The organism is Halobacterium sp. BOL4-2 (assembly GCF_016917835.2).
Lineage (GTDB): Archaea > Halobacteriota > Halobacteria > Halobacteriales > Halobacteriaceae > Halobacterium > Halobacterium salinarum.
Genome location: NZ_CP070332.2, coordinates 534859 through 557163, shown reverse-complemented (window position 1 = coordinate 557163; position 22305 = coordinate 534859). Strand labels below are relative to the sequence as shown.

Annotated in this window: 24 protein-coding genes; 11 read left to right on the top strand and 13 right to left on the bottom strand. The window is 68.0% G+C overall.

Features of this window, described 5'->3' with window-relative positions; genetic code table 11:
* Positions 1-71 precede the first annotated feature (71 nt).
* From JRZ79_RS16135 to JRZ79_RS16115, 5 genes are all read right to left on the bottom strand, one after another.
* Positions 72-698: a phosphatase PAP2 family protein gene (locus JRZ79_RS16135; RefSeq protein ID WP_205252539.1), complete on the bottom strand. Its 627-nt coding sequence runs from the start codon at positions 696-698 to the stop codon at positions 72-74.
* A gap of 228 nt (positions 699-926) precedes the next feature.
* Positions 927-1622 carry a competence/damage-inducible protein A gene (locus tag JRZ79_RS16130; protein ID WP_205252538.1) on the bottom strand — a complete coding sequence of 232 codons (696 nt, stop codon included), beginning with the start codon at positions 1620-1622 and terminating at the stop codon, positions 927-929.
* A gap of 34 nt (positions 1623-1656) precedes the next feature.
* Complete coding sequence (locus tag JRZ79_RS16125) at positions 1657-2382, bottom strand: DUF5803 family protein (RefSeq protein WP_205252537.1); 726 nt, start codon at positions 2380-2382, stop codon at positions 1657-1659.
* Positions 2379-3050 (bottom strand): DUF2110 family protein, encoded by a 672-nt coding sequence (locus JRZ79_RS16120; protein ID WP_136361126.1) that lies wholly within the window; start codon positions 3048-3050, stop codon positions 2379-2381. The genes JRZ79_RS16125 and JRZ79_RS16120 overlap by 4 nt, the downstream gene beginning before the upstream one ends.
* The gene (locus JRZ79_RS16115) at positions 3050-3568 is read right to left on the bottom strand and encodes a transcription factor (protein WP_012289219.1); all 519 of its coding nucleotides are present in this window, start codon (positions 3566-3568) and stop codon (positions 3050-3052) included. Before JRZ79_RS16115 ends, JRZ79_RS16120 begins: the two co-directional genes overlap by 1 nt.
* A gap of 109 nt (positions 3569-3677) precedes the next feature.
* Here JRZ79_RS16115 and JRZ79_RS16110 point away from each other — a divergent pair, with 109 nt between their 5' ends.
* On the top strand, positions 3678-3821 hold the full coding sequence (locus JRZ79_RS16110; RefSeq protein WP_205252536.1) for a hypothetical protein: 144 nt from the start codon (positions 3678-3680) through the stop codon (positions 3819-3821).
* On the opposite strand, the gene JRZ79_RS16105 is transcribed toward JRZ79_RS16110, so the two are convergent.
* The gene (locus tag JRZ79_RS16105; RefSeq protein ID WP_205252535.1) at positions 3818-4396 is read right to left on the bottom strand and encodes a tRNA (cytidine(56)-2'-O)-methyltransferase; all 579 of its coding nucleotides are present in this window, start codon (positions 4394-4396) and stop codon (positions 3818-3820) included. The genes JRZ79_RS16110 and JRZ79_RS16105 overlap by 4 nt on opposite strands.
* A 193-nt stretch (positions 4397-4589) precedes the next feature.
* Between JRZ79_RS16105 and JRZ79_RS16100 the strand changes: the two genes are divergently transcribed.
* The 3 genes from JRZ79_RS16100 to JRZ79_RS16090 all read left to right on the top strand — a co-directional run bounded on the left by JRZ79_RS16100 (position 4590) and on the right by JRZ79_RS16090 (position 7484).
* A complete protein-coding gene (locus tag JRZ79_RS16100; RefSeq protein WP_205252534.1) occupies positions 4590-5246 on the top strand; it encodes a hypothetical protein in 657 nt (218 codons plus the stop codon).
* Between the two features lie 33 nt (positions 5247-5279).
* The gene (locus JRZ79_RS16095; RefSeq protein ID WP_010902524.1) at positions 5280-6458 is read left to right on the top strand and encodes an inorganic phosphate transporter; all 1179 of its coding nucleotides are present in this window, start codon (positions 5280-5282) and stop codon (positions 6456-6458) included.
* Positions 6459-6539: 81 nt separating this feature from the next.
* Entirely contained in the window at positions 6540-7484 is a 945-nt protein-coding gene (locus JRZ79_RS16090) for an NAD-dependent epimerase/dehydratase family protein (protein ID WP_205252533.1), read from the top strand.
* 39 nt (positions 7485-7523) lie between these two features.
* Here the strand turns inward: JRZ79_RS16090 and JRZ79_RS16085 are convergent, their stop codons facing one another.
* A complete protein-coding gene (locus JRZ79_RS16085) occupies positions 7524-7838 on the bottom strand; it encodes a PadR family transcriptional regulator (protein ID WP_010902522.1) in 315 nt (104 codons plus the stop codon).
* 74 nt (positions 7839-7912) lie between these two features.
* Positions 7913-8632 carry a GAF domain-containing protein gene (locus tag JRZ79_RS16080; RefSeq protein ID WP_205251623.1) on the bottom strand — a complete coding sequence of 240 codons (720 nt, stop codon included), beginning with the start codon at positions 8630-8632 and terminating at the stop codon, positions 7913-7915.
* 343 nt (positions 8633-8975) lie between these two features.
* Between JRZ79_RS16080 and JRZ79_RS16075 the strand changes: the two genes are divergently transcribed.
* From JRZ79_RS16075 to JRZ79_RS16060, 4 genes are read left to right on the top strand one after another with little or no spacing between them, the layout of a single operon-like run.
* The gene (locus JRZ79_RS16075; RefSeq protein ID WP_010902520.1) at positions 8976-11033 is read left to right on the top strand and encodes a PrkA family serine protein kinase; all 2058 of its coding nucleotides are present in this window, start codon (positions 8976-8978) and stop codon (positions 11031-11033) included.
* A 53-nt stretch (positions 11034-11086) separates the two neighbouring features.
* A complete protein-coding gene (locus JRZ79_RS16070) occupies positions 11087-13300 on the top strand; it encodes a PrkA family serine protein kinase (protein WP_010902519.1) in 2214 nt (737 codons plus the stop codon).
* Entirely contained in the window at positions 13291-14619 is a 1329-nt protein-coding gene (locus JRZ79_RS16065) for a YeaH/YhbH family protein (protein ID WP_136361122.1), read from the top strand. Before JRZ79_RS16070 ends, JRZ79_RS16065 begins: the two co-directional genes overlap by 10 nt.
* Positions 14606-16588: a SpoVR family protein gene (locus tag JRZ79_RS16060; RefSeq protein WP_205252532.1), complete on the top strand. Its 1983-nt coding sequence runs from the start codon at positions 14606-14608 to the stop codon at positions 16586-16588. The genes JRZ79_RS16065 and JRZ79_RS16060 overlap by 14 nt, the downstream gene beginning before the upstream one ends.
* Before the next feature lie 10 nt (positions 16589-16598).
* Here the strand turns inward: JRZ79_RS16060 and JRZ79_RS16055 are convergent, their stop codons facing one another.
* Positions 16599-17045, bottom strand: coding sequence for a universal stress protein (locus JRZ79_RS16055; protein ID WP_012289215.1), 447 nt, complete (start codon positions 17043-17045; stop codon positions 16599-16601).
* 90 nt (positions 17046-17135) lie between these two features.
* Between JRZ79_RS16055 and JRZ79_RS16050 the strand changes: the two genes are divergently transcribed.
* Positions 17136-17840: a DICT sensory domain-containing protein gene (locus JRZ79_RS16050; protein WP_010902515.1), complete on the top strand. Its 705-nt coding sequence runs from the start codon at positions 17136-17138 to the stop codon at positions 17838-17840.
* Between the two features lie 13 nt (positions 17841-17853).
* Here JRZ79_RS16050 and JRZ79_RS16045 read toward each other — a convergent pair whose 3' ends face one another.
* The gene (locus JRZ79_RS16045) at positions 17854-18156 is read right to left on the bottom strand and encodes a hypothetical protein (protein ID WP_010902514.1); all 303 of its coding nucleotides are present in this window, start codon (positions 18154-18156) and stop codon (positions 17854-17856) included.
* Between the two features lie 86 nt (positions 18157-18242).
* On the opposite strand from JRZ79_RS16045, the gene JRZ79_RS16040 reads away from it, so the two are divergent.
* Positions 18243-18875, top strand: a complete 633-nt coding sequence (locus tag JRZ79_RS16040; protein WP_136361118.1) for a cyclase family protein — start codon at positions 18243-18245, stop codon at positions 18873-18875.
* Positions 18876-18886: 11 nt separating this feature from the next.
* On the opposite strand, the gene JRZ79_RS16035 is transcribed toward JRZ79_RS16040, so the two are convergent.
* Positions 18887-19111, bottom strand: a complete 225-nt coding sequence (locus JRZ79_RS16035; protein WP_010902512.1) for a hypothetical protein — start codon at positions 19109-19111, stop codon at positions 18887-18889.
* A gap of 91 nt (positions 19112-19202) precedes the next feature.
* Between JRZ79_RS16035 and JRZ79_RS16030 the strand changes: the two genes are divergently transcribed.
* On the top strand, positions 19203-19646 hold the full coding sequence (locus JRZ79_RS16030; RefSeq protein ID WP_205252531.1) for a hypothetical protein: 444 nt from the start codon (positions 19203-19205) through the stop codon (positions 19644-19646).
* A gap of 5 nt (positions 19647-19651) precedes the next feature.
* Here the strand turns inward: JRZ79_RS16030 and JRZ79_RS16025 are convergent, their stop codons facing one another.
* Together JRZ79_RS16025 and JRZ79_RS16020 are read right to left on the bottom strand one after the other, a co-directional pair.
* A complete protein-coding gene (locus JRZ79_RS16025) occupies positions 19652-21565 on the bottom strand; it encodes a PAS domain S-box protein (protein WP_205252530.1) in 1914 nt (637 codons plus the stop codon).
* A 3-nt stretch (positions 21566-21568) separates the two neighbouring features.
* Positions 21569-22156 (bottom strand): response regulator, encoded by a 588-nt coding sequence (locus tag JRZ79_RS16020; RefSeq protein ID WP_205251619.1) that lies wholly within the window; start codon positions 22154-22156, stop codon positions 21569-21571.
* Positions 22157-22305 lie beyond the last annotated feature (149 nt).

Genomic DNA, 22305 nt, shown 5'->3' with positions numbered 1-22305 from the left:
ACCACAAAAAGCCACGCGGTCGCGGCGGCTGGCGTGCGCGAGCGCCCCGCGACGCTCCGCCGCCCACAGGCTCACCGACCCCCGAAGACAACACCCAGCAGCCGTGCCTCAACCCGAATGCAGCGGTCCGCGAACGCCGTGACCAGCGGCTGGGCCGCGTAGACGGCCCCGAACCCGAGCACGGACGCAGCGATGCCGCCGGCGATGTCGACGGGGTAGTGGACGCCGACGTAGACGCGGCTGTAGCCCACGAGCGCCGCGACCGCCACACCGACAACCACGGCCCGCCACCGGTCTTGGAGAGACGCCAGCGGCCACGCGAACGCGAACATGACCGTCGTGTGTTGGCTCGGGAAGGAGTTCTCCGGCGGGCCGGCCAGCAGCGTCTCGTAGCCGGCGGCGTACGGTGCGGGGTGACTGTAGAGTGTGCCCATGCCGTACGAGATCGCGAGCGCGACGACGATTGTGGCGAACACGAACACCGATTTTTGCTTCCCGTCGTGGGTCGTGATCCCGAGCCCCGCGAGGGCGGCTTCGAGCACGGGGATCGGGCGATCGACACCGGGAGCAACCCAGAGAACCACGAGCACGAGCGGCACGAGGAAGACGGCGCGCTCGGCGAGGAACACCATGGCCTCGTTGAGAACCGGCGTGCCCGCGTGGGGTGCGATGAGAGACGCGGCGGGTGGCGGGGTCATGTGGGCGTGTGGTCGCACGCACGCGATTAAAAGCGTCGTGGTCCGGTGGACCGTCGCCGTGCTCGGACCCAAGGGTTAAACACGGTCACGACGGAACCACAAGACATGTTCACACCGCTTGAAGCTGGCGCGTCACTCCCACCGAATCTCACTGGCTGGGCGGTCACCGTGCTCGGCCTCGCGTTGGTTGTCGGGTGGCTTGCAGCCTTCTACCGGTGACCCGGCGTTTCACTCCCGAGACACTGCGGTGACGCGGTCCCGGAACCAGTCGGCGGCGGCGCGGACGGTGTCCGCATCAGAATGCTGTATTTTCACGCGGACCCGGTCGCCGGGGTAACTGCCGACGGTCACGTCGTATGCCTCCTGGAGCGCCGCGATCGTGTCGATGAGCGCGCTCTCGGGGGCGTCCACCGACACCTCTTCGGTGTACACCTGTTCGCCGGTGAACTCGTCGGCGACGGTCCCGAACATGCCTTTCATCTCGTCGGGCACGCCCGGCAGCACGTAGACGTTGTTCACGGCCGCACCCGGCGCGACGCCCCGGGGGTTTTCCAGCAGTCGGGCGCCCGCCGGGAGGTGGGTCGTGCCGGTGGTGAGGTCAGCCGCCGAGTAGGTGTCGTGGCGCTGGAAGTACGCCACGGCGTCGGCGTGCTCTGTGAGCTCGCGGTCGAACGCGGACGCGACGGCGTCCATGGTCACGTCGTCGTGAGTCGGCCCGACGCCACCGGTCACGATCACGGCGTCGTACCGCTCGGACAGCGCCGCAACGTCGGCCTGGATCGTCGCCACCTCGTCAGGGATGACGATCGTCCGTGCGACTGTCGCGCCGCGCTCGTGAAGCTGCTGGCCGAGCCACGCGGCGTTCGTGTTCACCGTGTCGCCGGCGAGCAATTCATCTCCGACGGTCACCAACGCCACCTGCATGCAGTCGGGTAGGGGCCGCGTGGAGAAAAGCCCCCTACTTTTCGAGGTCGACCTCCGACGCCACGCGCTCGGACTCGAGCTGCCGGATCTGGAGCCGATAGTAGATGACGCCGCCGGCCCCGACGAGGCCCAACAGGACGGCGAGCCCGGCGAACAGCATGGCGTTGCGCTGGCTGTAGTAGCTGATCCGGATCCGGTCGGCGGGCACCGAATCCCACGCCAGGCGCACCCGGTCGTCGTCGATCCGGCGGTCGTATCCGCCGGGCTGGATGGAGCTGATGATCGGAAGCGAGGCGCGCATTCCACGGGGCAGTGTCACCGAATGCGATCCGTTGACGACCACCGGGATCACGGTCTGTGATCCGTCCGCGGGGGCCGTGTACGCGAACGTACCGTTGGTCGCGGGGAACGTCGCGACCAGCGCGGAGTCCGTGGTCGAGACGTTGATCGCGTCGCTGCCGACGACTGTGCCGTTGGGGTGTCGGAACGCGACCGCCGAGATGTCCGTCGGCGCGGCGTCACCACGCCCGGCGGGCCGACCGATGGTCACGTTCTGTCGGTCCGTGACCGACGCCACGACGGTGTACGTGTCACGGGACATGTTCACCGCGACCGGGGCGGTGTGTGACCACTCGTAGGTGGCGTTCTGGGCGAGCTGCTCGTCGGATGGGGTGGCAGCCGACTGGGGGCCGCCGAAACCAGCACAGCCGGCGGTGACGGCGAGCGCGGCGACCGCGAGCGCGACCCAGAGCGCCCTCATGGCACGACGGCAAGGAGCTCCGACGGGAGGTGTTGGCCGATCGCGGCCAGCAGTCCCGGCGGATCAGTGGAGTCCTTGCAGATGACGCTCTGTTCGAGCAGCCCGATTCGCTCGACGGTGACGATGTCGCGGGCGTGGCCCGCGCGGTTGACTGTCGCCCGCACCTCGCCGCGGGTGGCGCTGTTCACGTTCAGCCGCCCCGACCCACGGGTCCACTCGTAGAGACGGTCGCGCTCGGCGTCCGCGAGCGCCGCCGGCCCGTCGTCGTCGTGGACGAACCGCAGCGGCATGTGCTGGACGAGCCCGAACCGCTCCCGGATCTGGCTGGGGGTGCCCGGCCCGAGGTCGAGCTCCGCGGCGGGGACGCGCACGTCCTCGCCGGCGTCGAGCACGATGCCGTCGTCGTCCCAGGACGCAAGCGTCCCGACGTACGTCTCTCCGGGCTCGAACTCGGGTGTGATTTCGCCCCAGGACTCCACCAGCGCGTTGCGGGCGGCGACCTCGTCCGGGCCCTCCAAGGTGACCGTCGGGAAGTCGTCGTGTCGAACGCCGACATCGACGGTGACCGCGAGGGAGCCGATGTCGTTGCCGACGAGCGACCGGAGCCCGTCGAGGGCCCGCTCACGGGCGTCGCCGCTGACGTAGACTTTGGTTGCGAGTACGACCATTAGGCCTCCACGGCGAGTTCCGAGCGCAGTCGCTCGATGCGGTCGTCCATCGCGTCAACGAGGTCGGTGTTCTCCATGGCTTCGACGGCGGAGCCACACTCCGGACACTCGAACCCGAGGTCCATCGCCTCGCCGAACTCGAAGCGGATCGAACAGACCTCACAGAGGTAGAACTCGTTTTCGAGTTCGTACTCGCGGCGGTCGACGAGCGCCTCCAGCAGTCGGTCCATCTCCTCGCGGAGGTTCCCCGGCACGTTCTCGTACTGGAACGTCCAGAGATACGTGAGCCACCCCGAGTCCTCGTCGCGGACCCGGCGGTAGGTCGCGAGGTCGTTCTCGTAGAGGATGAACAGCGCGCGCCGCACGTCGTTGAGCTCCAGCCCGAGTCGCTCGGCGAGCTCCTCGTCGGTCACCTCGCCGTCCGGCGGCGCGGCCGCGACGGGCATCCCCTTCGGTCCGACCAGCTCGTGGAGGTACTTCTGTACCACGGGGTCGTCAAGTAAGTCCTCAAAAGCCATTGTTGAAACCGGCGGTCGGAGCGCCATTAAGTCTTGTTACTCCGGGGGCGTTCGTGGGCGCTGCGAGGCCGCGAACGGCTTTCGTGGCCGGTGCTCGTCAGTGGATACTGTGACTGGAGTGCTCGCTACCGCGCGCCGAGGCGGTCCCCTGCGCGGAACGGCAGTCGCCGCCGTCGCCATCGCGGTCCTGTTCCGTGTCGCGCTCGGTGAGCCCTGGCCGACGACTGTCGCCGCGACCGCCGCCGGCGGCTAGTCGCCGTCGCCGGCGGTGCCGACCTCGGCGTGGTCGCCGTCCTCGACGTCGACGACGTGCTTGCCGAGTTCCTCGGGGATCACGCGGCGCTCGGCGTTCTCGTAGCCCTGTTCGAGTTCGCGGCCGTCGAACAGCCGGTCGAGGAAGACCGCGAGCCCGGCGACCTCGCTGTGGGGCTGGTTCGTCACGCCGACGTTCCAGTCGGCGGCCTCGTACACATCCCCGGGCACCTTCTCGCCGCCGACGACGACCAACACCGGCTCCTCGCGGTGGGTGGTGCGGATCTCGTCGTCGACGGACTGGAGCTGTTCGCCGTACATCGTGAGATGGACGACCGCGCCCGGCCAGTCCTCGATGGTGGCGTTCAGTTCCGTCGTCCGTTCGACATCGAACGGGCCGCCGAACCGGCCGGTGATGTCGCGGACTGTCTCGGCGGCCTGGGTCGCGTTGTCGGGGAACAGCACGCGGTCCGCGCCGAGCGCGCGCGCCGTCAGCCCGACGTGTGTCGTCATGCGGTCGTCCCGGCCCGGCCGATGGCCGTACCGGAGGACCGCGACTTCGGGATGGGACTGCATGCGTCCCGGAAGGTGTGCCGTCGGGGTACGCGTTTCGGAACGGCCCATGCGGTGTGCCGTGTGGACGATGGTCCACACCCGGATCGGAATGTCTATGCCCGCCGGCGTTGTACCAGTAGGGGAGCTGATCTTTGCACATGTCTTTCCAGTTTTGGCCGTGTCTGTCACCCCTCGCAGGGCTGGCGGTGGTAGCGTGAATCCGAGCCGCGTCGACAGCCTCACCGACCTCGCGTACGGCGTGTTGATCTTTGTTGCAGTCGGACTGATCCTGCGCGTCGGAACGAAAACCGGCGTTGCGTTCGGGTTCGGCGTGCTGGCGGCCTACGTGTTGCACATCGCATGGAAGATGGCGCGCTTCGATCCCGAGTGGATGACGCGGACCGTCGACGAAACCGTCACGGAGACTGTCGAGGAGTCCATGGACGAGGCCGTCGAGCAAACCATGGGCGAAACCGTCGAGCGAACCGTCGACGAGACTGTCGGTGAGACCGTCGAACAGACTGTTGATGAGACCGTCAGTGAAACCGTCGAGGAGACGGTCAAGGAGTCCGTCGAATCCACGGTCGACGAAACCGTGGGTGAGACCGTCGAGCAAACCGTCGACGAGACGGTCAGCGAAACCGTCGAGGAGACTGTCAAAGAGTCCGTCGAGCAGACCGTGGATGAGACGGTCAGCGAGACTGTCGAGGAGTCGGTCAAACAGCAAGTCGAGGAGTCGGTCAACGAGACGGTCGAAGAGACCGTCGAACAAACCGTCAAAGAGACCGTCGACGAGCGGCTCGCCGCAGCGGACGTGCAGCCGGGCGACGACGACGAACCCGGCGACGACGAGGACGGGGCCGAGCCGTGATCGGCGCGCGGACGCGACACACTGAGGGCAGCCATGATTAGCGCGCTGCTCGGGGTGGGGTTGGTTGTTGCGGCGTTCGTCGGTTTCAACGTGGGCGGATCGACGACCGGGCCGGCGTTCGGCCCGGCCGTGGGTGCGGACGCGCTGTCGAAGCCGACGGCAGCCGGTCTGATGACCGTGTTCTTCTTCATCGGGGCGTGGACGCTCGGCCGCCGCGTCGTGGACACGCTGGGCACGGAGCTGCTGCGCCAGCCCGGTATCTTCACCCTGGAGGCCAGCATCGGCGTGCTGTTTTTCATCGGACTGGCGTTGTTCGTCGGGAACTACGCCGGTGTGCCGGCATCGACGTCGATGACCGCCGTCGGTGCGATCGCGGGCCTCGGATTGGCGCGTGACGCCCTCGACGTCGCGGTCATGGGTGAGATCGTGATCTGGTGGGTGGTCGCGCCCGTCATCGGCTTCTGGGTGTCGCTGATCATCGGCCGATACTTCTACGCGCGGCTCCACCGCCGGGTGGCCATGAACCGCACGGAGGGCGCGCTCCTCCGGGTCGACCGGACGGGCGCGATCCCGACGGTGCGGCCGGCGGAGAACACGAACCGCCGGGAGTTGTTCGGCGTGGTCACGGTCATCACGATCGGGTGTTTGATGGCGTTTTCCTCCGGCACGTCGAACATCGCGAACGCCATCGCACCGCTGGTCGGCAGCGGCGTGGTGGGGATGAACCCCGCCATCCTCCTGGGGTGTGCCGCGGTCGGCGTCGGCTCGTTCACGATCGCGCGCCGGACCCTCGAAACGATGGGCAGCGATATCACCGAGCTGCCGCTGACGGCCGCCATCGTGGTGGCGTCGGTGAGCGCGACGCTGGTGATCTTCCTGTCGGCGATCGGGATTCCGGCGAGCTTCGTGGTCATCGCGACGGTGAGCATCGTCGGGCTCGGGTGGGGGCGTGCGACCCGCCCGGTGAGCGTGCAAAGCGCGGTCAGCGGGGACTCCGACGTGGCGGTGTCTGTCGGCGGGTTGGCCGCCGACGACCCCGACGAGGCGGTGCCGGCCATCGGCGAGGAACAGCCCGAGGACATCCCGAGTGCGGGCGACCTCTTCGACCCGGGGACGACCGTGCGGGTGATCGCGATGCAGAACCTGGTGCCGATTGTTGGCACCGTCAGCGCGTACCTGGCGTTTCGGTTCCTCCCGATCTGGGGGTTTTAGCGGCCGGGACGGCGCGCCTGGCCGTGGCGGGTGCGGCCGGGCAATCAGAACGCACTTGTCGTGGGGGCCAGAGCGTCCGGTATGGAACTCACTGGGAAGCGGATCGTCGTAACGGGCGGTGCAGGGCTCGTGGGCAGCCACGCAGCGGGCGCGCTGGCCGACGACAACGACGTGCTCGTGGCCGACGACCTCTCGAAGGGCAGCCGTGAGGCGGTTCCGGACGGCGTCGAGTTCCGACGCCGGGACATGTGTGACCCCGACGACGTGGCGGACGTCATCACGCCGGACGTGGACATCGTGTTCCACTTCGCGGCGTACACGGACACGAACTACGGGCAGCCCCGACAGCTGTTCGAGGAGAACGGGGCGATGACGTACAACGTGCTCGAACGGATGGCGGCGGTCGGCGTCGACCGGTTCGCGTTCACGTCGTCGTCGACGGTGTACGGCGAAGCGCCGATGCCCACGCCCGAGGATTACGCGCCCCTGGAGCCGATCTCGGTCTATGGCGCGTCGAAGCTGGCCGACGAGGGACTGATCTCGACGTACGCCCACGCTCAGGGGATCACGTCGTGGGTGTATCGGTTCGCGAACATCGTGGGGCCGCGCCAGCGTGGCACCGTCGTCCCGGATTTCATTCAGAAGCTGCGGGCGGACCCGGAGACGCTGACGATCCTGGGGGACGGCCGCCAGGAGAAGTCCTACCTGCACGTCGAGGACTGCGTGGACGCCATGACGCACGTGATCGAGCACGCCCCGTCGCGGCCGCTGAACGTGTTCAACCTGGGGACGCGGACCACCACGTCGGTCACCGCGATCGCGGACCTCGTCAGCGACGAGCTCGGCGTCGATCCGGCCTACGAGTACACGGGCGGCGACCGCGGCTGGACCGGCGACGTGCCGCGGATGCGGCTGTCAATCGAGAAGCTAGCCGCGCTGGGGTGGGAGCCGACACGAGCGAGCGACGAGGCAGTGCGGACGGCGGCCGCGGAGCTGGCGGCGGAACTCAGTGGGGACGAAGCGTAGCGTGGAGGTGGGCGGCTGGCAGCGGGGTTTGCGGGGGTGTTAGTTCCGGGCTGTGGGGTGGCCGTCACTGTCGTCGGCAGGGGTGGGCACGTACTGGTCTTCCCACTCGCGGCGGGACTGGAGCTCGCGTTTCCCGCGGTCGGTGAGCAGGTAGTGGTTGGTTCGTTCGTCGGCTTTCGTTTTCTCCAGGAGGCCCTTGTCGACGAGCGTGTCGAGGTTGGGGTAGAGGCGCCCGTGGTTGATGTTGCCTGTGTAATACGTTTCGAGATCGGATTTGATGTCGAGGCCGTTCGGGGTGTCGAGCCCGGCGGCGACCACGAGCAAATCCCGCTGGAATCCAGTGAGGTCGTCCATCTCTCCAGGTGAAGTAGAACACCCCCACTGTATTAAGTACTCTGGCAGAAGTGTCAAATACAAGTCTTTTCGCGTTACTGTTCGACCCGGGGCGGAGTGAGAAGCTCCGAGTCCGCGAGGCCGGCGCACGCCCCCACGATCGTGAGCACACGCTCAGGCGTGAAGAACTCCGGGGTGTGGGATTCGGCGTCGACGATGCCGACGACGTCGTCGCCAGCGAGGACGGGACAACAGCATTCGCTGGCGACGGCGCTGTCGCGCTCGTTGCCGGGACCGTCGTGGGCTGCGGTGTCGTCGACAACCACAGCCTCCCCGCTGCGTCCCACAGCGGCGTTGGTCGAGCGGGCAGCAACCGAGTCTGTGAGCGGGACGACGGCGCGTGACGGCGCACCCGTGTAGGCTTCCTTGACGAGGATCGGGTGGCCGTCGCTGTCGGCTGCACGCCGGTAGATCCCCAGCCAGTCGACGGGGAGTTCCTCGGCGAGCGCGTCGACAGTCCCGGCGAGCGCAGCGAGACGGGCGGTGTTGGGGTGGTCGCGGAGCTGTTCGGGGTCGTATTCGAGCCCACAGATCGGCGCGAGGTTGTACTGGTCGTCCGCGGGGCCGACGTCACGCGCCGTGCCGGGAGTCGACTCGGACGGCACGGGGTACGTGTAGTGGTCTTCGACGGCCGCCGTGGTGATCGTCGTGTGGGGCGGCCGTGCAACCAGCGCCGCGCCGCGGTGGGCGGCGTCCGAGGCCGCATCCGCGTACTCCGGGAGGCCGATGGCCCGGAGATACGAGTCGTGGTCCATGCTACCACCTTTGTACCGCCGGTATTTATGTGCACTCACTGGTGGGATATGCCGGGGTCGGTCGGGCGCGGAACGTGACACAGTCCGAACTATTCTGCGGTCTGTGACGGGGGCAGTCGTTGTGTCGAGGTTCCACCCGGAAATATCCGGATGGGGACGCGGTCGTGTGCCGGGCGTCCCTGAATCCGGGCGTATGACGTGTGCCAACGGGCAACGCACTTATGTGTTACCAATCCCCATAATTATATGAGTGCCGGTGTCCCGTCCAGCGACCGCCCCCACACCCCACATCTGACCCACCTCGGTCGCACACCCGGGCGAGCCACCGAGACACACACCCACCATGACTGAAACCCTCGACCGACTCAGCGAGCAATACGCGGAGTCAGTGCCAGCGGACCTCCGAGACACCCAGAGCTTCCAGTGGTACCTGGACACCCTCTACGACGACCCCACGGTCGCCCGCAACGCCCACCAGCGGCTCGCGGACATGTTCGACTACTACGGCAAGACGACTGACGACGACGGGGTCGTCGAGTACCGGCTTGCATCCGAGGACCCGCTGGGCGAGGGTGCGAACACGTTCTTCGGTCGGGAGGTCCACGAATCCATCCACGAGTTCGTCAACAAGGTCAAAAGCGGCGCTCGGGGGCTCGGCCCTGAAAAGCGCATCATCCTCCTGCTCGGGCCCGTTGGCTCGGGGAAATCAGACGTCGACCGCCAGGTCCGCCGCTATTTCGAGGACTACACCGCACAGCGCGAGGGGCGGCTGTACACGTTCCGCTGGACCGATCTCTGCTCGGTCATCGACGACCAGGACCCCAACGACGACACCATCACCTCCCCGATGCACCAGGACCCGCTCGTGTTGCTCCCGGAGGCCCAACGCCAGCAGGTCATCGACGACCTCAACGAGGACCTCGACGCGCCGTACTCGCTGCGCAACAGCCAGAGCCTCGACCCCGAAAGCGAGTTCTACATGGACGAGCTGCTCGCGCACTACGACGACGACCTCCAGGCCGTCCTGGAATCCCACGTCGAAGTGGTGCGGCTCGTCGCCAGCGAGAACCGCCGCGACTGCATCGAGACGTTCGAGCCCAAGGACAAGAAAAACCAGGACGAAACCGAGCTCACGGGCGACGTTAACTACTCGAAGCTCGCGGTCTACGGCGAGAGCGACCCGCGGGCGTTCGACTACGCCGGCGCGTTCTGCAACGCCAACCGCGGCATCTTCTCCGGCGAGGAGCTGCTGAAACTCCAGCGGGAGTTCCTCTATGATTTCCTGCACGCCACCCAGGAACAGACCATCAAGCCGAAGAACAACCCCCGGATCGACATCGACCAGGTGATCGTCGGGCGCACGAACATGCCCGAATACCAGGACAAGCGCGCCGACGAGAAGATGGAGGCGTTCAACGACCGCACCAAGCGTGTGGACTTCCCGTACGTCCTGGAGTACGACCGGGAGGCCAAGATCTACGAGAAGCTGCTCGGGAACGCCGACGTGCCGGACATCCACGTGGAGCCACACACGCTCACGATGGCCGGGCTGTTCGGCGTGCTCACGCGCATCCGCGAGCCCGACACCGACGCCATCGGGCTCTTGGAGAAGGCCAAAGCGTACAACGGGGAGCTCGATGACATCGACGACGTCGACCCGGAGAAGCTCCGCGAGGAGGCCGAGGTCACCGGTGATCGGGAGGGCATGGACGGCGTCAGCCCGCGGTTCGTCGGCGACGAGATCGCCGCCGCGATCATGGAGTCGATGGACCGCGACCGCGGGTTCCTGTCGCCGCTGACGGTGTTCAACCGGGTCGAGGACAACCTCCCCCAGCACGGGTCGATCCCCGAGGACCACGTCGCGGACTACCAGCGCGTCCTCGAACAGGTCCGCGAGGAGTACAAGGAGCGCGCCATCGAGGACGTCAGGCACGCCCTCGCTTACGATCTCGACGAGATCCAGCGCCAGGGCGAGAAATACATGGACCACGTGATGGCGTACATCGACGACGACACCGTCGCCGACGAGCTCACGGGCCGCGAGCAGGAGCCCGATGAGACGTTCCTGCGCGCCGTCGAGGAGCAACTCGGCGTGCCCGGCGACCGCAAAGACGACTTCCGCCAGGAGGTGTCGAACTGGGTGAGCCGGCGCGCCCGTGAGGGCGAGCCGTTCGATCCCCAAGACAACGACCGACTGCGCCGCGCCTTGGAGCGGAAGCTCTGGGAGGACAAGAAGCACAACATCAACTTCTCGGCGCTGGTGTCGAACGCCGACGTCGACGAGGAACAGGACAACGAGTGGGTGGCGGCGCTCGTCGACCGCGGGTACAGCGAGGACGGTGCCCGTGAGGTCTTGGAGTTCGCCGGCGCCGAGGTCGCGAAAGCGGAACTGGAATCGTGACAGACTACATTGGGCGGGCGAACCGCGCGCTGCGGGACGCCTACGACGAGCCGATGAGCCTCGCCGAGTACGTCGACCGGGCGTTCGAACAGCCGTTAGCCGCCGCCCACGCCAGCCGGTACCTGCTGGCGGCGATCGAGAGCGCGGGCACCCGGGAGGTCGTGGAGAACGGCGAGCGCGCGCAGCGCTATCGGTTCTTCGACGACCCCCACAACGACGGCGAGCACGCGGTCCTCGGGAACACGGCGACGCTGAACGCGTTCGTCGACGACGTGCGCGCGATCGCGGCGGGCCGCGGCAAAGCCGAGACCATCCTGTGGTTCGCCGGGCCGACGGCCACCGGGAAGTCGGAGCTGAAGCGGTGTCTGATCAACGGGCTCCGGGAGTTCTCGAAGACCGACGCGGGCCGGCGATACACCATCGAGTGGAACGTCTCGGACGCCGACCGCGGTCCGGGGTTGACCTACGGCGAGGAGCCCGTCGACCGCGAGGACGACTGGTATGAGAGTCCGGTGCAGGCGTCGCCGCTGTCGGTGTTCCCGACGGACGTCCGCGAGGACGTGCTCGCGGACGTCAACGACCACCGCGAGGACGCCGACGCGTTGCGCGCCGACGCCGACCTGCCGCCGTTCTCCCGGGAGGCCTACGACCACCTCGAACAGCAGTACCGCCGCGAGGGCGTCGCGGACGTGTTCGCGGCGGCGACCGATCCCAAGCATTTGCGCGTGAAAAACTACGTCGTGGAGCGCGGCCAGGGGATCGGCGTGTTGCACTCCGAGGACGCCGGCAGCCCGAAAGAGCGCCTCGTGGGGTCCTGGGTCGCGGGGTTGCTCGGGCAACTGGATTCGAAGGGGCGCAAGAACCCCCAGGCGTTCAGCTACGACGGCGTGCTCTCGCAGGGCAACGGCTGTCTCACCATCATGGAGGACGCCAGCCAGCACGCCGACCTGCTACAGAAGCTGTTGAACGTGCCCGACGAGCGCCGCGTGAAACTCGACAAGGGGATCGGGATGGACCTGGACACGCAGCTGGTCGTGATCTCGAATCTGGATCTGGAAGCGCAGCTGAACAAACACGACGACCGGCAGGGGTTCGACCCGCTGAAGGCGTTGAAGCGGCGGCTGTCGAAACACGAGCTCGGCTATCTCACGTCGATCAGTCTCGAAGCCCAGTTGCTGCGCCGGGAGCTCACCGGTGACGCCGGCGTGTGGACGGCCACGGACCCGGAGGTGTTGGCCGAGCGCGCCGCACAGCCGGTGACGGTGTCGGTGCGCGACGATGACGGGGAGACGGAGCGCGAGCTTGCGCCGCACACGATCGAGGCGGCCGCGCTGTACAGCGTCGTGACACGGCTCGACGACGACGACCACGGCGACGAGCTGTCGCTGGTCGAGAAGGCGTTGCTGTTCGACCGAGGGTACGTCGGCAGCGGGGAGGACCGCCGGGACGCGAGCGAGTTCGACCTCGCGGACGGTGCCGACGGTGCCAACGGGATCCCGGTGACGTACACGCGGGACGTGCTGGCCGATCGCCTGCACGCGGACGCCGACCGCAGCCACCCCGACCTCGCGGTCGAGCGGGTCATCACGCCCGGTGACGTGCTGTCCGGGATGGTCGACGGGCTGTCGTCCGCGCCGGTGTTCTCCGACGCCGAGCGCGCGGAGTTCAACGACCGGGTGGCGGTCGTGGAGGCGTACATCCACGACCAGCAGGCCGAGGACGTGCGCGACGCGGTGCTGGCCGGGGAGGGCGCGAGCGAGTCGGCGGTCGAGGAGTACGTCGACAACGTCCACGCGTGGGCGACCGGCGACACCGTCGAGAACGCGCGCGGCGAGCAGGCCGAGCCGGACGCGCTGTCGATGAAGCTGTTCGAGACGGAGACGCTGGGGCGGTTCGACGCCGACACCCACTACCACGGCAACGACCCCACGCCGGCCGTCGAGACGTTCCGCGAGGACACCGTGATGACGGCGGTGACTCGCCACGCCTGGGAGCACCGCGACGACGAGTTCCACGCCCACGACGTGGATCTGTCGACGGTGCCGGTGTTGCGCGACGTGCTCGCGGGCAACGACTGGGACGACGTCAAGCGCGTGCACCCGGAGTTCGACCCGACGCAGTGGGCGGACCCGCCGGAGGGCACTGACACGGCCGCGGTCAAGGCGGACGCCATCTCGTTTCTGGTGTCCGAGCGGGGGTATTCGCGGGCGAGCGCCGAGCTGGCGTCCCGAAGCGTGATCTCGGAGGTGACGGACGAATGGGACTGAGAGAGGACCGCGAACGGTTCCACGAGATCGGTGAACAGCGCCGCCAAGACCTCGCGGAGTTCATCCAGTACGGCGATCTGGGGGGCAGCGGCCCCGACGCCGTGCGGGTGCCGATCAAGCTCGTGGACCTGCCCGCGTTCGAATACGACCAGCTCGATCGCGGCGGGGTCGGGCAGGGCGATGTCGACCCCGGCGATCAGGTCGGGGAGCCCGACGAGGCCGGCGAGGGTGACGACGACGAGGCCGGCGACGAGAGCGCCGACCACGAGTATTACGAGATGGACCCCGAGGAGTTCGCGGCGGAGCTCGACGAGCGCCTGGGGTTGGATCTCGACCCGAAGGGGAAGAAGGTGGTCGCGGAGACGGAGGGCGCGTTCAACGAGACCGCGCGCCGTGGCCCGCGTGGCACCCTGGATTTCGCGCACCTCTACAAGCAGGGGTTGAAGCGCAAGATCGCGATGGACTTCGACGAGGCGTACGTCACGGCGGCGTTGCGGGTCGACGGCTGGGGGGTCGATGCGGTGTACACCTGGGCGCGCGAACAGCACATCCCGGTGTCGCGGGCGTGGATCGCCGAGCGCGCCCGCAGCCCCAGCCCGGACGACGACGCCGGCCGAGTTGTCGACGACGCGGTGTGGGCGTCGATCGACGCGATGGAGGCGGCGGTCGACGTCGAACCCACGCGGACCCGGATCCGGCGCGGCGGCCCGGGGCGGGTGCCGTTGCGGCGGGAGGACGAGCGGTTCCGACATCCGAAAGTCGTCGAGCACCGCGAGCGCAACGTCGTCGTGGTGAACATCCGCGACGTGTCGGGGTCGATGCGGGAGTCCAAACGCGAGCTCGTCGAGCGGACGTTCACCCCGTTGGACTGGTATCTCACCGGGAAGTACGACAACGCCGAGTTCGTGTACATCGCCCACGACGCCGACGCCTGGGAGGTCGACCGCACCGACTTCTTCGGGATCCAGTCCGGGGGCGGCACCCGCATTTCGACCGCCTACGAGCTCGCCGAGAACGTGCTCGACGAGTACCCGTTCTCGGAGTGGAACCGGTACGTGTTCGCGGCCGGCGACGGGGAGAACAGCCACGACGACACCGAGGAGAACGTGATCCCGTTGATGAACGACATCGACGCGAACCTGCACGCGTACGTCGAAACACAGCCCACCGATGGCGTCCAGACGGGCACGCACGCAGGCAAAGTCCGGGACGCGTTCGGCGACACCGACAACGTCGCCGTGACGACGGTCACCGAGCCCGATGACGTGATGGGTGCCATCGAGACGATTCTCAGCACAGAGGACAATGACACGGCCTGATCCAGCCAAGCACGCGGCGGCCCAGACGCTCGACGAGCCGGCCCGGGAAGCCAACGCGCTCGCCCGGAAGCTCGGCCTCGACCCATACGACGTGCAGTATTGGGTCGTGGACCACGACGAGATGAACGAGCTCATCGCCTACGATGGGTTCCAGACGCGGTATCCACACTGGCGGTGGGGGATGAAATACGAGAAACAACGCAAGCAGACGCAGTTCCTCGGCGGGAAGGCGTTCGAGATCGTGAACAACGACGACCCCTCGAACGCGTTCCTGCAGGTGAGCAACGACCTCGCGGACCAGAAGGCGGTGATCACGCACGTCGAGGGGCACGCGGATTTCTTCAACAACAACCAGTGGTTCGGGCTGTTCGCGGACGGCGAGGGGCCGGACGCGGCGGCGATGCTGGAGCGCCACGCCGACCGCGTGGCGTCGTTCCTGTCGGACCCGGAGATCGGCCGGGAGTCCGTCGAGCGGTTCATCGATACGGTGTTGACCATCGAGGACAACATCGAGTACCGGCGGGCGTTCGACCGGGACGCGGAGGGCGGTGATCCGGACGCGCTGGCGGAGACGCTGGCGTCGCTTGGCGTCAGCGAGGAGGTCCGCGACGAGGTGTTCACGGAGACCTGGCTGGACGACATTGCGGCGGTCGACGACAGCGTGCAGTTCCCCGAAACCCCCGAGTACGACCTGCTGGCGTTCCTGCGCGATCACGGGCAGGCCTACGACGAGGACGCCGAGAAGGCGGCGGCCTTCGAGGACTGGCAGCGCGAGCTCCTGGAGTTGCTGCGCCGGGAGGCGTACTACTTCGCCCCCCAGCGCACCACGAAGGTGATGAACGAGGGGTGGGCGGCGTACTGGGAGTCGATGATGATGGGCGAGGAGGCGTTCGCGGGCGACGACGAGCTCCTGAGCTACGCCGACCACCAGGCCCGGGTGCTGAACAGTCCGGGGTTCAACCCGTACAAACTCGGGAAGGAGCTGTGGGAGTACGTGGAGAACCGCGCCAACCGGCGGGCGGTGCTTGAGCACCTGCTGCGCGTGGATGGGGTGACGTGGCGGAACTTCCACGACACGGTCGACACCGCGGACGTGGTGGACACGTTGGCACCACCGGCCGCGGTGGCGGCCGTCGCGCCCGACGAGTTGGATGCCGTCGAGTCGCTGCCGGACGCGTACGTCGACTGGCAGGGGCTTGCGGCCGCCCGGGAGCGCGAGATCGACGTCCAGCGGTATCCGTGGAAGCTGTTCACCTACGAGGGGCTTGCCCACCGGCATTACTCGCTGGCGAAACCCCAGTACCGGGGGTTCCTGGGGCGCGTGACGCGCGACGAGTTGGAGTCCGTGAGCCGATACCTCTTCGACACGGCGCGGTACGCCAGCGTCGAGGCGGCGCTGGCGGACGTGTCGGTGACTGCGGGGTGGGATCGCATGTACAGCGTCCGGGAGAGCCACAACGACGTGACGTTCGTCGACGAGTTCCTCACCCAGGAGTTCGTGGACGCCAACGAGTATTTCGCCTACGAGTTCAGCCAGACGCGGGGTGATTTCCGGGCGACCAGCACCGACGCCGCGGACGTGAAGCGCAAGCTCCTGTTGCGGTTCACGAACCTCGGAAAGCCGACGATCGCGGTGTACGACGCGAACCACGAGAACCGCGGCGAGCTGTTGCTCGGCCACGAGTACAACGGCGTGATGTTGGACCGCGAACAGGCCGAGGCGACGCTACAACGCGTCTTCGAGCTGTGGGGGCGGCCCGTGGTGTTGCATACGATCACGAAACGCGTCACGGACAGCGAGCGGAAGCGCGCGCGCCGCAACGACCGCGAGCCCGAACCCGAAGAGGTGGGGGTCGCGTTGCGGTACGACGGCGAGTCGGTCAGCCACGCGGAGCTCGACTGGGAGACCGTCGAGCACCTGGCCGCGGACGACCTCGATTACGACACGAAACCCGACGAGTGGCTGTGAGCGCGCGCCGTCAGGTCGTGATGACGGTGACCGCGCCGTCGAATTCGAGGATGATGCGCTGGGTGACGTCGCCGAAGATGGCTTTCCCGGTTGGGGAACGCTTCCGGCCGGCGATGAAGATGTGGTCGGCGTCGCGGTCGTCGGCCAGCGCCAGGATCTCGTCGCCCTTGTCGCCGACGCGGCCGACGGATGTCGGCTCGATGTCGACATCGGAGAGCACGTCACGGCCGATGTCGGAGGCGAACTTGCGCGCGCCGTCGGTGGCTTCGTCGATGGTGTACGTGACGTCGAAATCCGGGATGTTGGCCATCGACTCGCGGCGCTCGCCGTACTCGGTTTCGGTGGTGACGTGTAACAACAGGAGGTCAGCGCCAACGCCCGCGGCCAGTTCGCCGGCTTCTTCGACGAGTTGCTTGGCGGAGTCGCTGGCTTCGACGACTGCGATCGCTCGATCCATACCTGAGACCGCTTGTGCGGCAACCATAAAACATGGGGCGGTCGCTGGGTATGAACAACGCATTTGTACGCGAGGGGAGAACGATCAGTGATGAGTCTCCGGCACCTAATGGCGGAGGTACGGGGCCGCGAGAAGGCACTGACGGTCTACGCACCGGCGGGTGACGGCGTCGTCACTGCCGTGCGCGAGTACTTTTCGTCCCAGCACGTTGCCATCGAGCACGAGCCGACCGAGGACGCGCTGCGGGCGGTCCTCGCGGACGCCGACGGGACGCAGCTGGCGTCGGTTGACGCGCCGGCGCTGCGCGAGTTGGCGTCCCGGGACCTCCACAAGGTGGGCGACGAAGCACCGTACAGCCCGCTGTTGGAGCACCTCGATCACACCACGTTCACCTCCTACGACCGGCGCCAGATGACGATGGCGTCCCGGGAGATCGAGGATCGGGCGTGGCGCGCCAACAGCGGCCAGCTTCACACGGGGTTCCAGCGGCTGTCGAACGTGCGAAAGGAGCGTGACACCTACGAGCAGCTCGCGGCGTGTGATCTCTCCGTGCACGTCTACGGCGTGCCGGACGCGGAGCTCGGTGACACGTCGTTTGCGGTGCACGCCCCGGAGAGCGACGAGCTTGCGGTGTCGTGGTTCGTGCTCTACGACGGGGGCACCGACCGCGCGCAGTCCTCGGCGTTGCTGGCCGAGGAGCGCGCCGACGGCGGGTTCTATGGGTTTTGGACGTACGACCCGGCGCTCGTACAGCGCGCTCTTGAGGCAGTGACGGGCTACCAGCAGCCGGCGTGAGTACCCGCCGGTGTCACTCGTAGGCGCGGGCGCGCCACGCCGTGGTGAGTGCGACCGACAGCACGGCCACGCCGTAGCCGGCGACCACCACGACGGAGTCCCGGCCCGCTGCCCGGAGCACGGTGAACGCGAGCGTCGCGACTGCGAACGCGGCGAGCGACACCGCGACCACGGTGGACAGGGCCGCGGGATCGCTGGCGGCGTCCGCGTCGTACAGCGGCACCACAGTCATTGAGCCGGCGCGGAGCAGCCCCCAGCTGGCGGCGAGCAGTCCTCCCGTGAGCAGTCCGTACGGTAACGCGGCCACCACCCCCATACGAATCCCTGTGGGAGGCCCGCTTTAACGCTTACCGGTATTTGTGGATCGCGGGGTTCAACGGCGGGCGGGGTGTAGGCGGCGGCATGCGCGATCTGTCACACGCACTGGGGTCGGGCGAGCCGTATCCCGGTGATCCGCCGGCAGCGGTGACGCCACACGCCACGATGGCGGCCGACGGCTACCGGGTGTCGGCGGTGGCGTGTAGCACGCATTCGGGCACGCACATCGACGCCCCGAGTCACCTCCTCGCTGACGGGCGGTCCCTGGACGCCTTCGACGTGTCGGCGTTCCGGTTCGACGCGCACGTCGTCGACTGCACCGGTTACGGCCCCGGGGACGCCATCCCCGTGGATCGCGTGCCAGCACTGGACGACCACGATATGGTGGTGTTCAACACCGGGACGGCCGCGGACTGGGGCCGCCCTGAGTACTACGAGCACCCGCACCTGAGCGTGGCCGCCGCCGAGCGCTGCGCCGACGCCGGGTGCGCCGTCGCGGTGGACGCGCCCAGCGTGGACCCGACCCGAACAGCGCCCGCGGGGGAGTCATCCGACGCCGCGGCGTATCCGGCCCACCGCGCGCTCCTGGGTGCGGGAGCGCTGATCGTTGAGAACGTGACGAACCTCGACGGGCTCCCCGAACGCGTCCCGGTCCAGGCGTATCCGCTGCCGGTTGCGGCCGACGGCGCGCCCGCTCGCGTGATCGCAGCGCCGTAGCCGGCTGCGGGTCAGGCCGTGCCGCGATCGTCCACGAACCCGGATTTGAACGCGATCCAGCCGAGCACGCTGATGAACAGGATCGGCGGCAGGATGACGAACCCCCAGAGCGGATCCAGCCCCCAGCCGAGCAGCAGGACGACGTCGAGCAGGCCCAACAGCAGGAACGGGAGGATGGCAACCGCCGCCTGTTTGCGGCTCCCGATGCGGTTGTCGGTCGGCGTGGGTACGTCCATACGCTGTGTTCGTCGGCGACGCGCAAAAACGATCCGGCTCACTGTGGATGGGACCGCGAGCGTTTTGCTTGTCGGGCCCCCACGCGGTCGTATGACCGAACGCGTGACGCATGAGACAGTCCAGTCGGGGCGTGGCTCCGTCGTGCGGGCTGGCGGTACGCGGCGGCTGGCGGTCCAGGTGCCGGCTGACAGCGCCGCGTCGCTGCCGGTCGGCGACGTGGTGCGGGTCGTGTTGGATGGCTCCGAACACCACGCCAGCGTGGCCGCAACGGCCGACGACACGCCTGTCGTCCGGGGCGCGTACGCGACCCCGCGGCTCGCGCGCCAGCCCAACGGCGCGGACAACGAACTCGCCGCGTGGCTCGCCGACGCCGGCCTGGAGGCTGGGCGGTCGGTACACGTCGACGTCGTGGCCGCCGGGTTCAAATACGGCCTGCGTGCACCCGGGGAGACGGCGACCTACGAGTCGACCGGCACGCCGGACGAAGGCCTGGCTGACATCGCCGCGTCACTCGGGGACGGCGACGGCAAGTGAACCGCCTAAGCTAGCACCGGGACGCCGGTGATTTCGAAGCGCGCACCGCGGTCGGCGGGCGCGTCATCGCCTGCCGGCACCGCGGTGATCGACCAGCCGTGCGCGTCGGCGATCTCGCGCACGATCGCGAGTCCGAACCCGGTGCCGGTGTCGGTGCCGGAGACGCCGCGTTCGAAGACGGTGTCCGCGGCGTCGCGTTCGATGCCGGGGCCGTCGTCCTCGACGTAGAACCCCTCCGGGGTGGATCCCACCCGGATGGTGACGTCGTCGCCGGCGTGCTCGACGGCGTTCCGGAACAGGTTCTCGAAGAGCTGTTGGAGGCGTCCAGGGTCGGCGTCGACGTCGATGGCTGCGGCGTCGTATTCGACGCTGGCGTCGGGGGCGTTGATCGACGCCCAGGCGTCGGCGGCGATCTCCGCGAGCGTGGTGCGCTCGGTTTCGGCGACGAGCTCGCCCTGCCGCGACAGTGCGAGCACGTCCTCGACGAGGCTGTCCATGCGGTCGAGGGCGTCGGCGGCGCGGTCGAAGTGCTGGTGCTCGCCGGTGTTCCTGGCGAGTTCGAGGCTGCCTTTCGCGACGTTCAGCGGGCTGCGGAGGTCGTGGCTGACGATGCTGGCGAACTGTTCGAGGCGGTCGTTTTTGCGTTCGAGGGCTTGTTCGTGGCGCTTGCGCTCGGTGATGTCACGGATCGACGCCAGCACCGCGGGGTCACCCTCGTAGGTGATGGTGGTCGTCGACACTTCGCACTGCCTGATGGTGCCGTCGGGGCGCTGGACGCGCGCGTCGAAGGTGTCGTGGTCGTCGCCGGGCACGGCGTCGTCGGTGATGGGGGTGAGTGCGTCGTGGTCGTCGGGGTGAACGAGATCGCTGGCCGCCAGGTCGAGGAGCGTCGACTCGTCGCGGCCGAACAGCTCGGTGGCGGGCTCGTTCACGAACGCGAAGCCGTCGCGGGTGTGGATGGTGACGGCGTCGTGGCTCTGTTCGATGAGGGTGCGGTATTTGCGCTCGCTCTCGCGCAGCGCGTGCGCCGACCAGAGGCCGCTGAGGGTTTCGCCGACGTGGGCCATCAGGAGCTCGACGACTTCGGCGTCGCGGTCGTCGAACGCGTTCTCGCGCTCCGCGGCGGCCTGGAACACGCCGAGGTCCTTGATGGGGACGCTGAGCAGCGACCGGTAGGCGTCCTTTGCCGGGGCGGCGTCGGGCCTGGCGTGGAGGTCGTCAACGATGATCGTGGTGGTGTCCTGGTAGGTTTGGCCGGCGATGCCTTCGTCGTCGGGGAGGCGCTGGGAGTCGGCGGCGTTGAGGCTCGTGGAGAGCGCGACCGGTTCGAGGACGCCGTCGCGGGCGATGTCGATGCCGCAGATGTCGAACTCGAGGATGTTCTCGGCGGCGTCGATGGCGAGCTGGTAGATGGCGCGCTCGTTTTCGCAGCCGATCATCTGTGCGGCGATGCTGTGGAGTTTCCGGAACTGGCGCTGTTCGATGTCGAGGTCGTCCGCGAGGCTGTCGCGCGCCGCTTCGGCGGTGAGTTTCGCCGCGGCGAGGCCGATCGTCTGTCCGACGGCGCGGAGGTCGTCCGTGGGGGCTGGCGTGCCGTCGGCGATGTGGACCGAGAGTGTGGCGTAGCGGTCGTCGCCGTCCAGGACGGGGACGTGGCATTCACGTCCCCCAGCGGTGTCGACGGTGGTGACGCCGGCCGACGGCGCAGTGGGTACCGTCGGGATGGCCGCGGAGTCGGTGTCCCCGGCGGTGGCGTGGACGGTGGGCGCAGTGGGGTCGTCGGACTGGGTGTAGACGTAGGCGTACGTGGTGCCGGTGTTGGCAGCGGCGTCACAGACGCCGTCGTAGAGCGCCGTGGTCGAGTCAGCGGTGTGTGCTGCTGCGCGGATGGCCGACCGCAGGTTCCGGTGAACGTGCATTCGTCAGTTTGCGTTGGCGCTGCCTTCGGGGTCCTGGGGTGTAAGGTCGTGGAATGCGGCACGGAAGTCGTCGTGGCTGAACTCGGACACCGTGTCGGTGAGATCGGCCCGAAGGGCGTCGATGCGGTCGTCGAGGTCGTCGTAGGCGTCGGTGTCGGCGGCGTCCGGGTTGGTTTCGAGGAGGGCGCGCTTGGACAGCAACGCGTACAGCTCCTGGAGGTCGTCGCTGTACGCCAGCCGATCCCGCAGCGTCTCGACGGTGCGGTGGAGGTCGTCGCTGTCGACCGGCTTGACGAGGTATTCGTCGAACCCCATGGCGATCACGTCCGTGGTGGGTTCGACGCCGGTGACCATGGCGACGCGGCAGTCGTGGCCGTCGGCACGGATCTCCGCGAGCACGTCGTCGCCGGAGAGCCCCGGCATGCGGCGGTCGAGGAGTACGATATCGACGTGGTCGTCGATTACGTCGAGGGCAGCAGCCCCTGATGTGGCTGTCTCGACGGGGTAGTCGTCGGCGAGCCAGGCGGCGTAGACGTCTGTGAGGGCTGCATCGTCGTCGACGATGAGCACGGTGCCCGCTTGTGAACTCATAGAACTGGCCGTTCGTGCTACGTTGGGTGGACTGGCGTTATATGTCTTTCACTGGTGGGGAGTCGGCAACGGGGGTCGATTACTGGATGCTACCACCGCAATATACAGTCATAAGCCTTTCGCTAAGTGGAGACACACCGACGGTAACG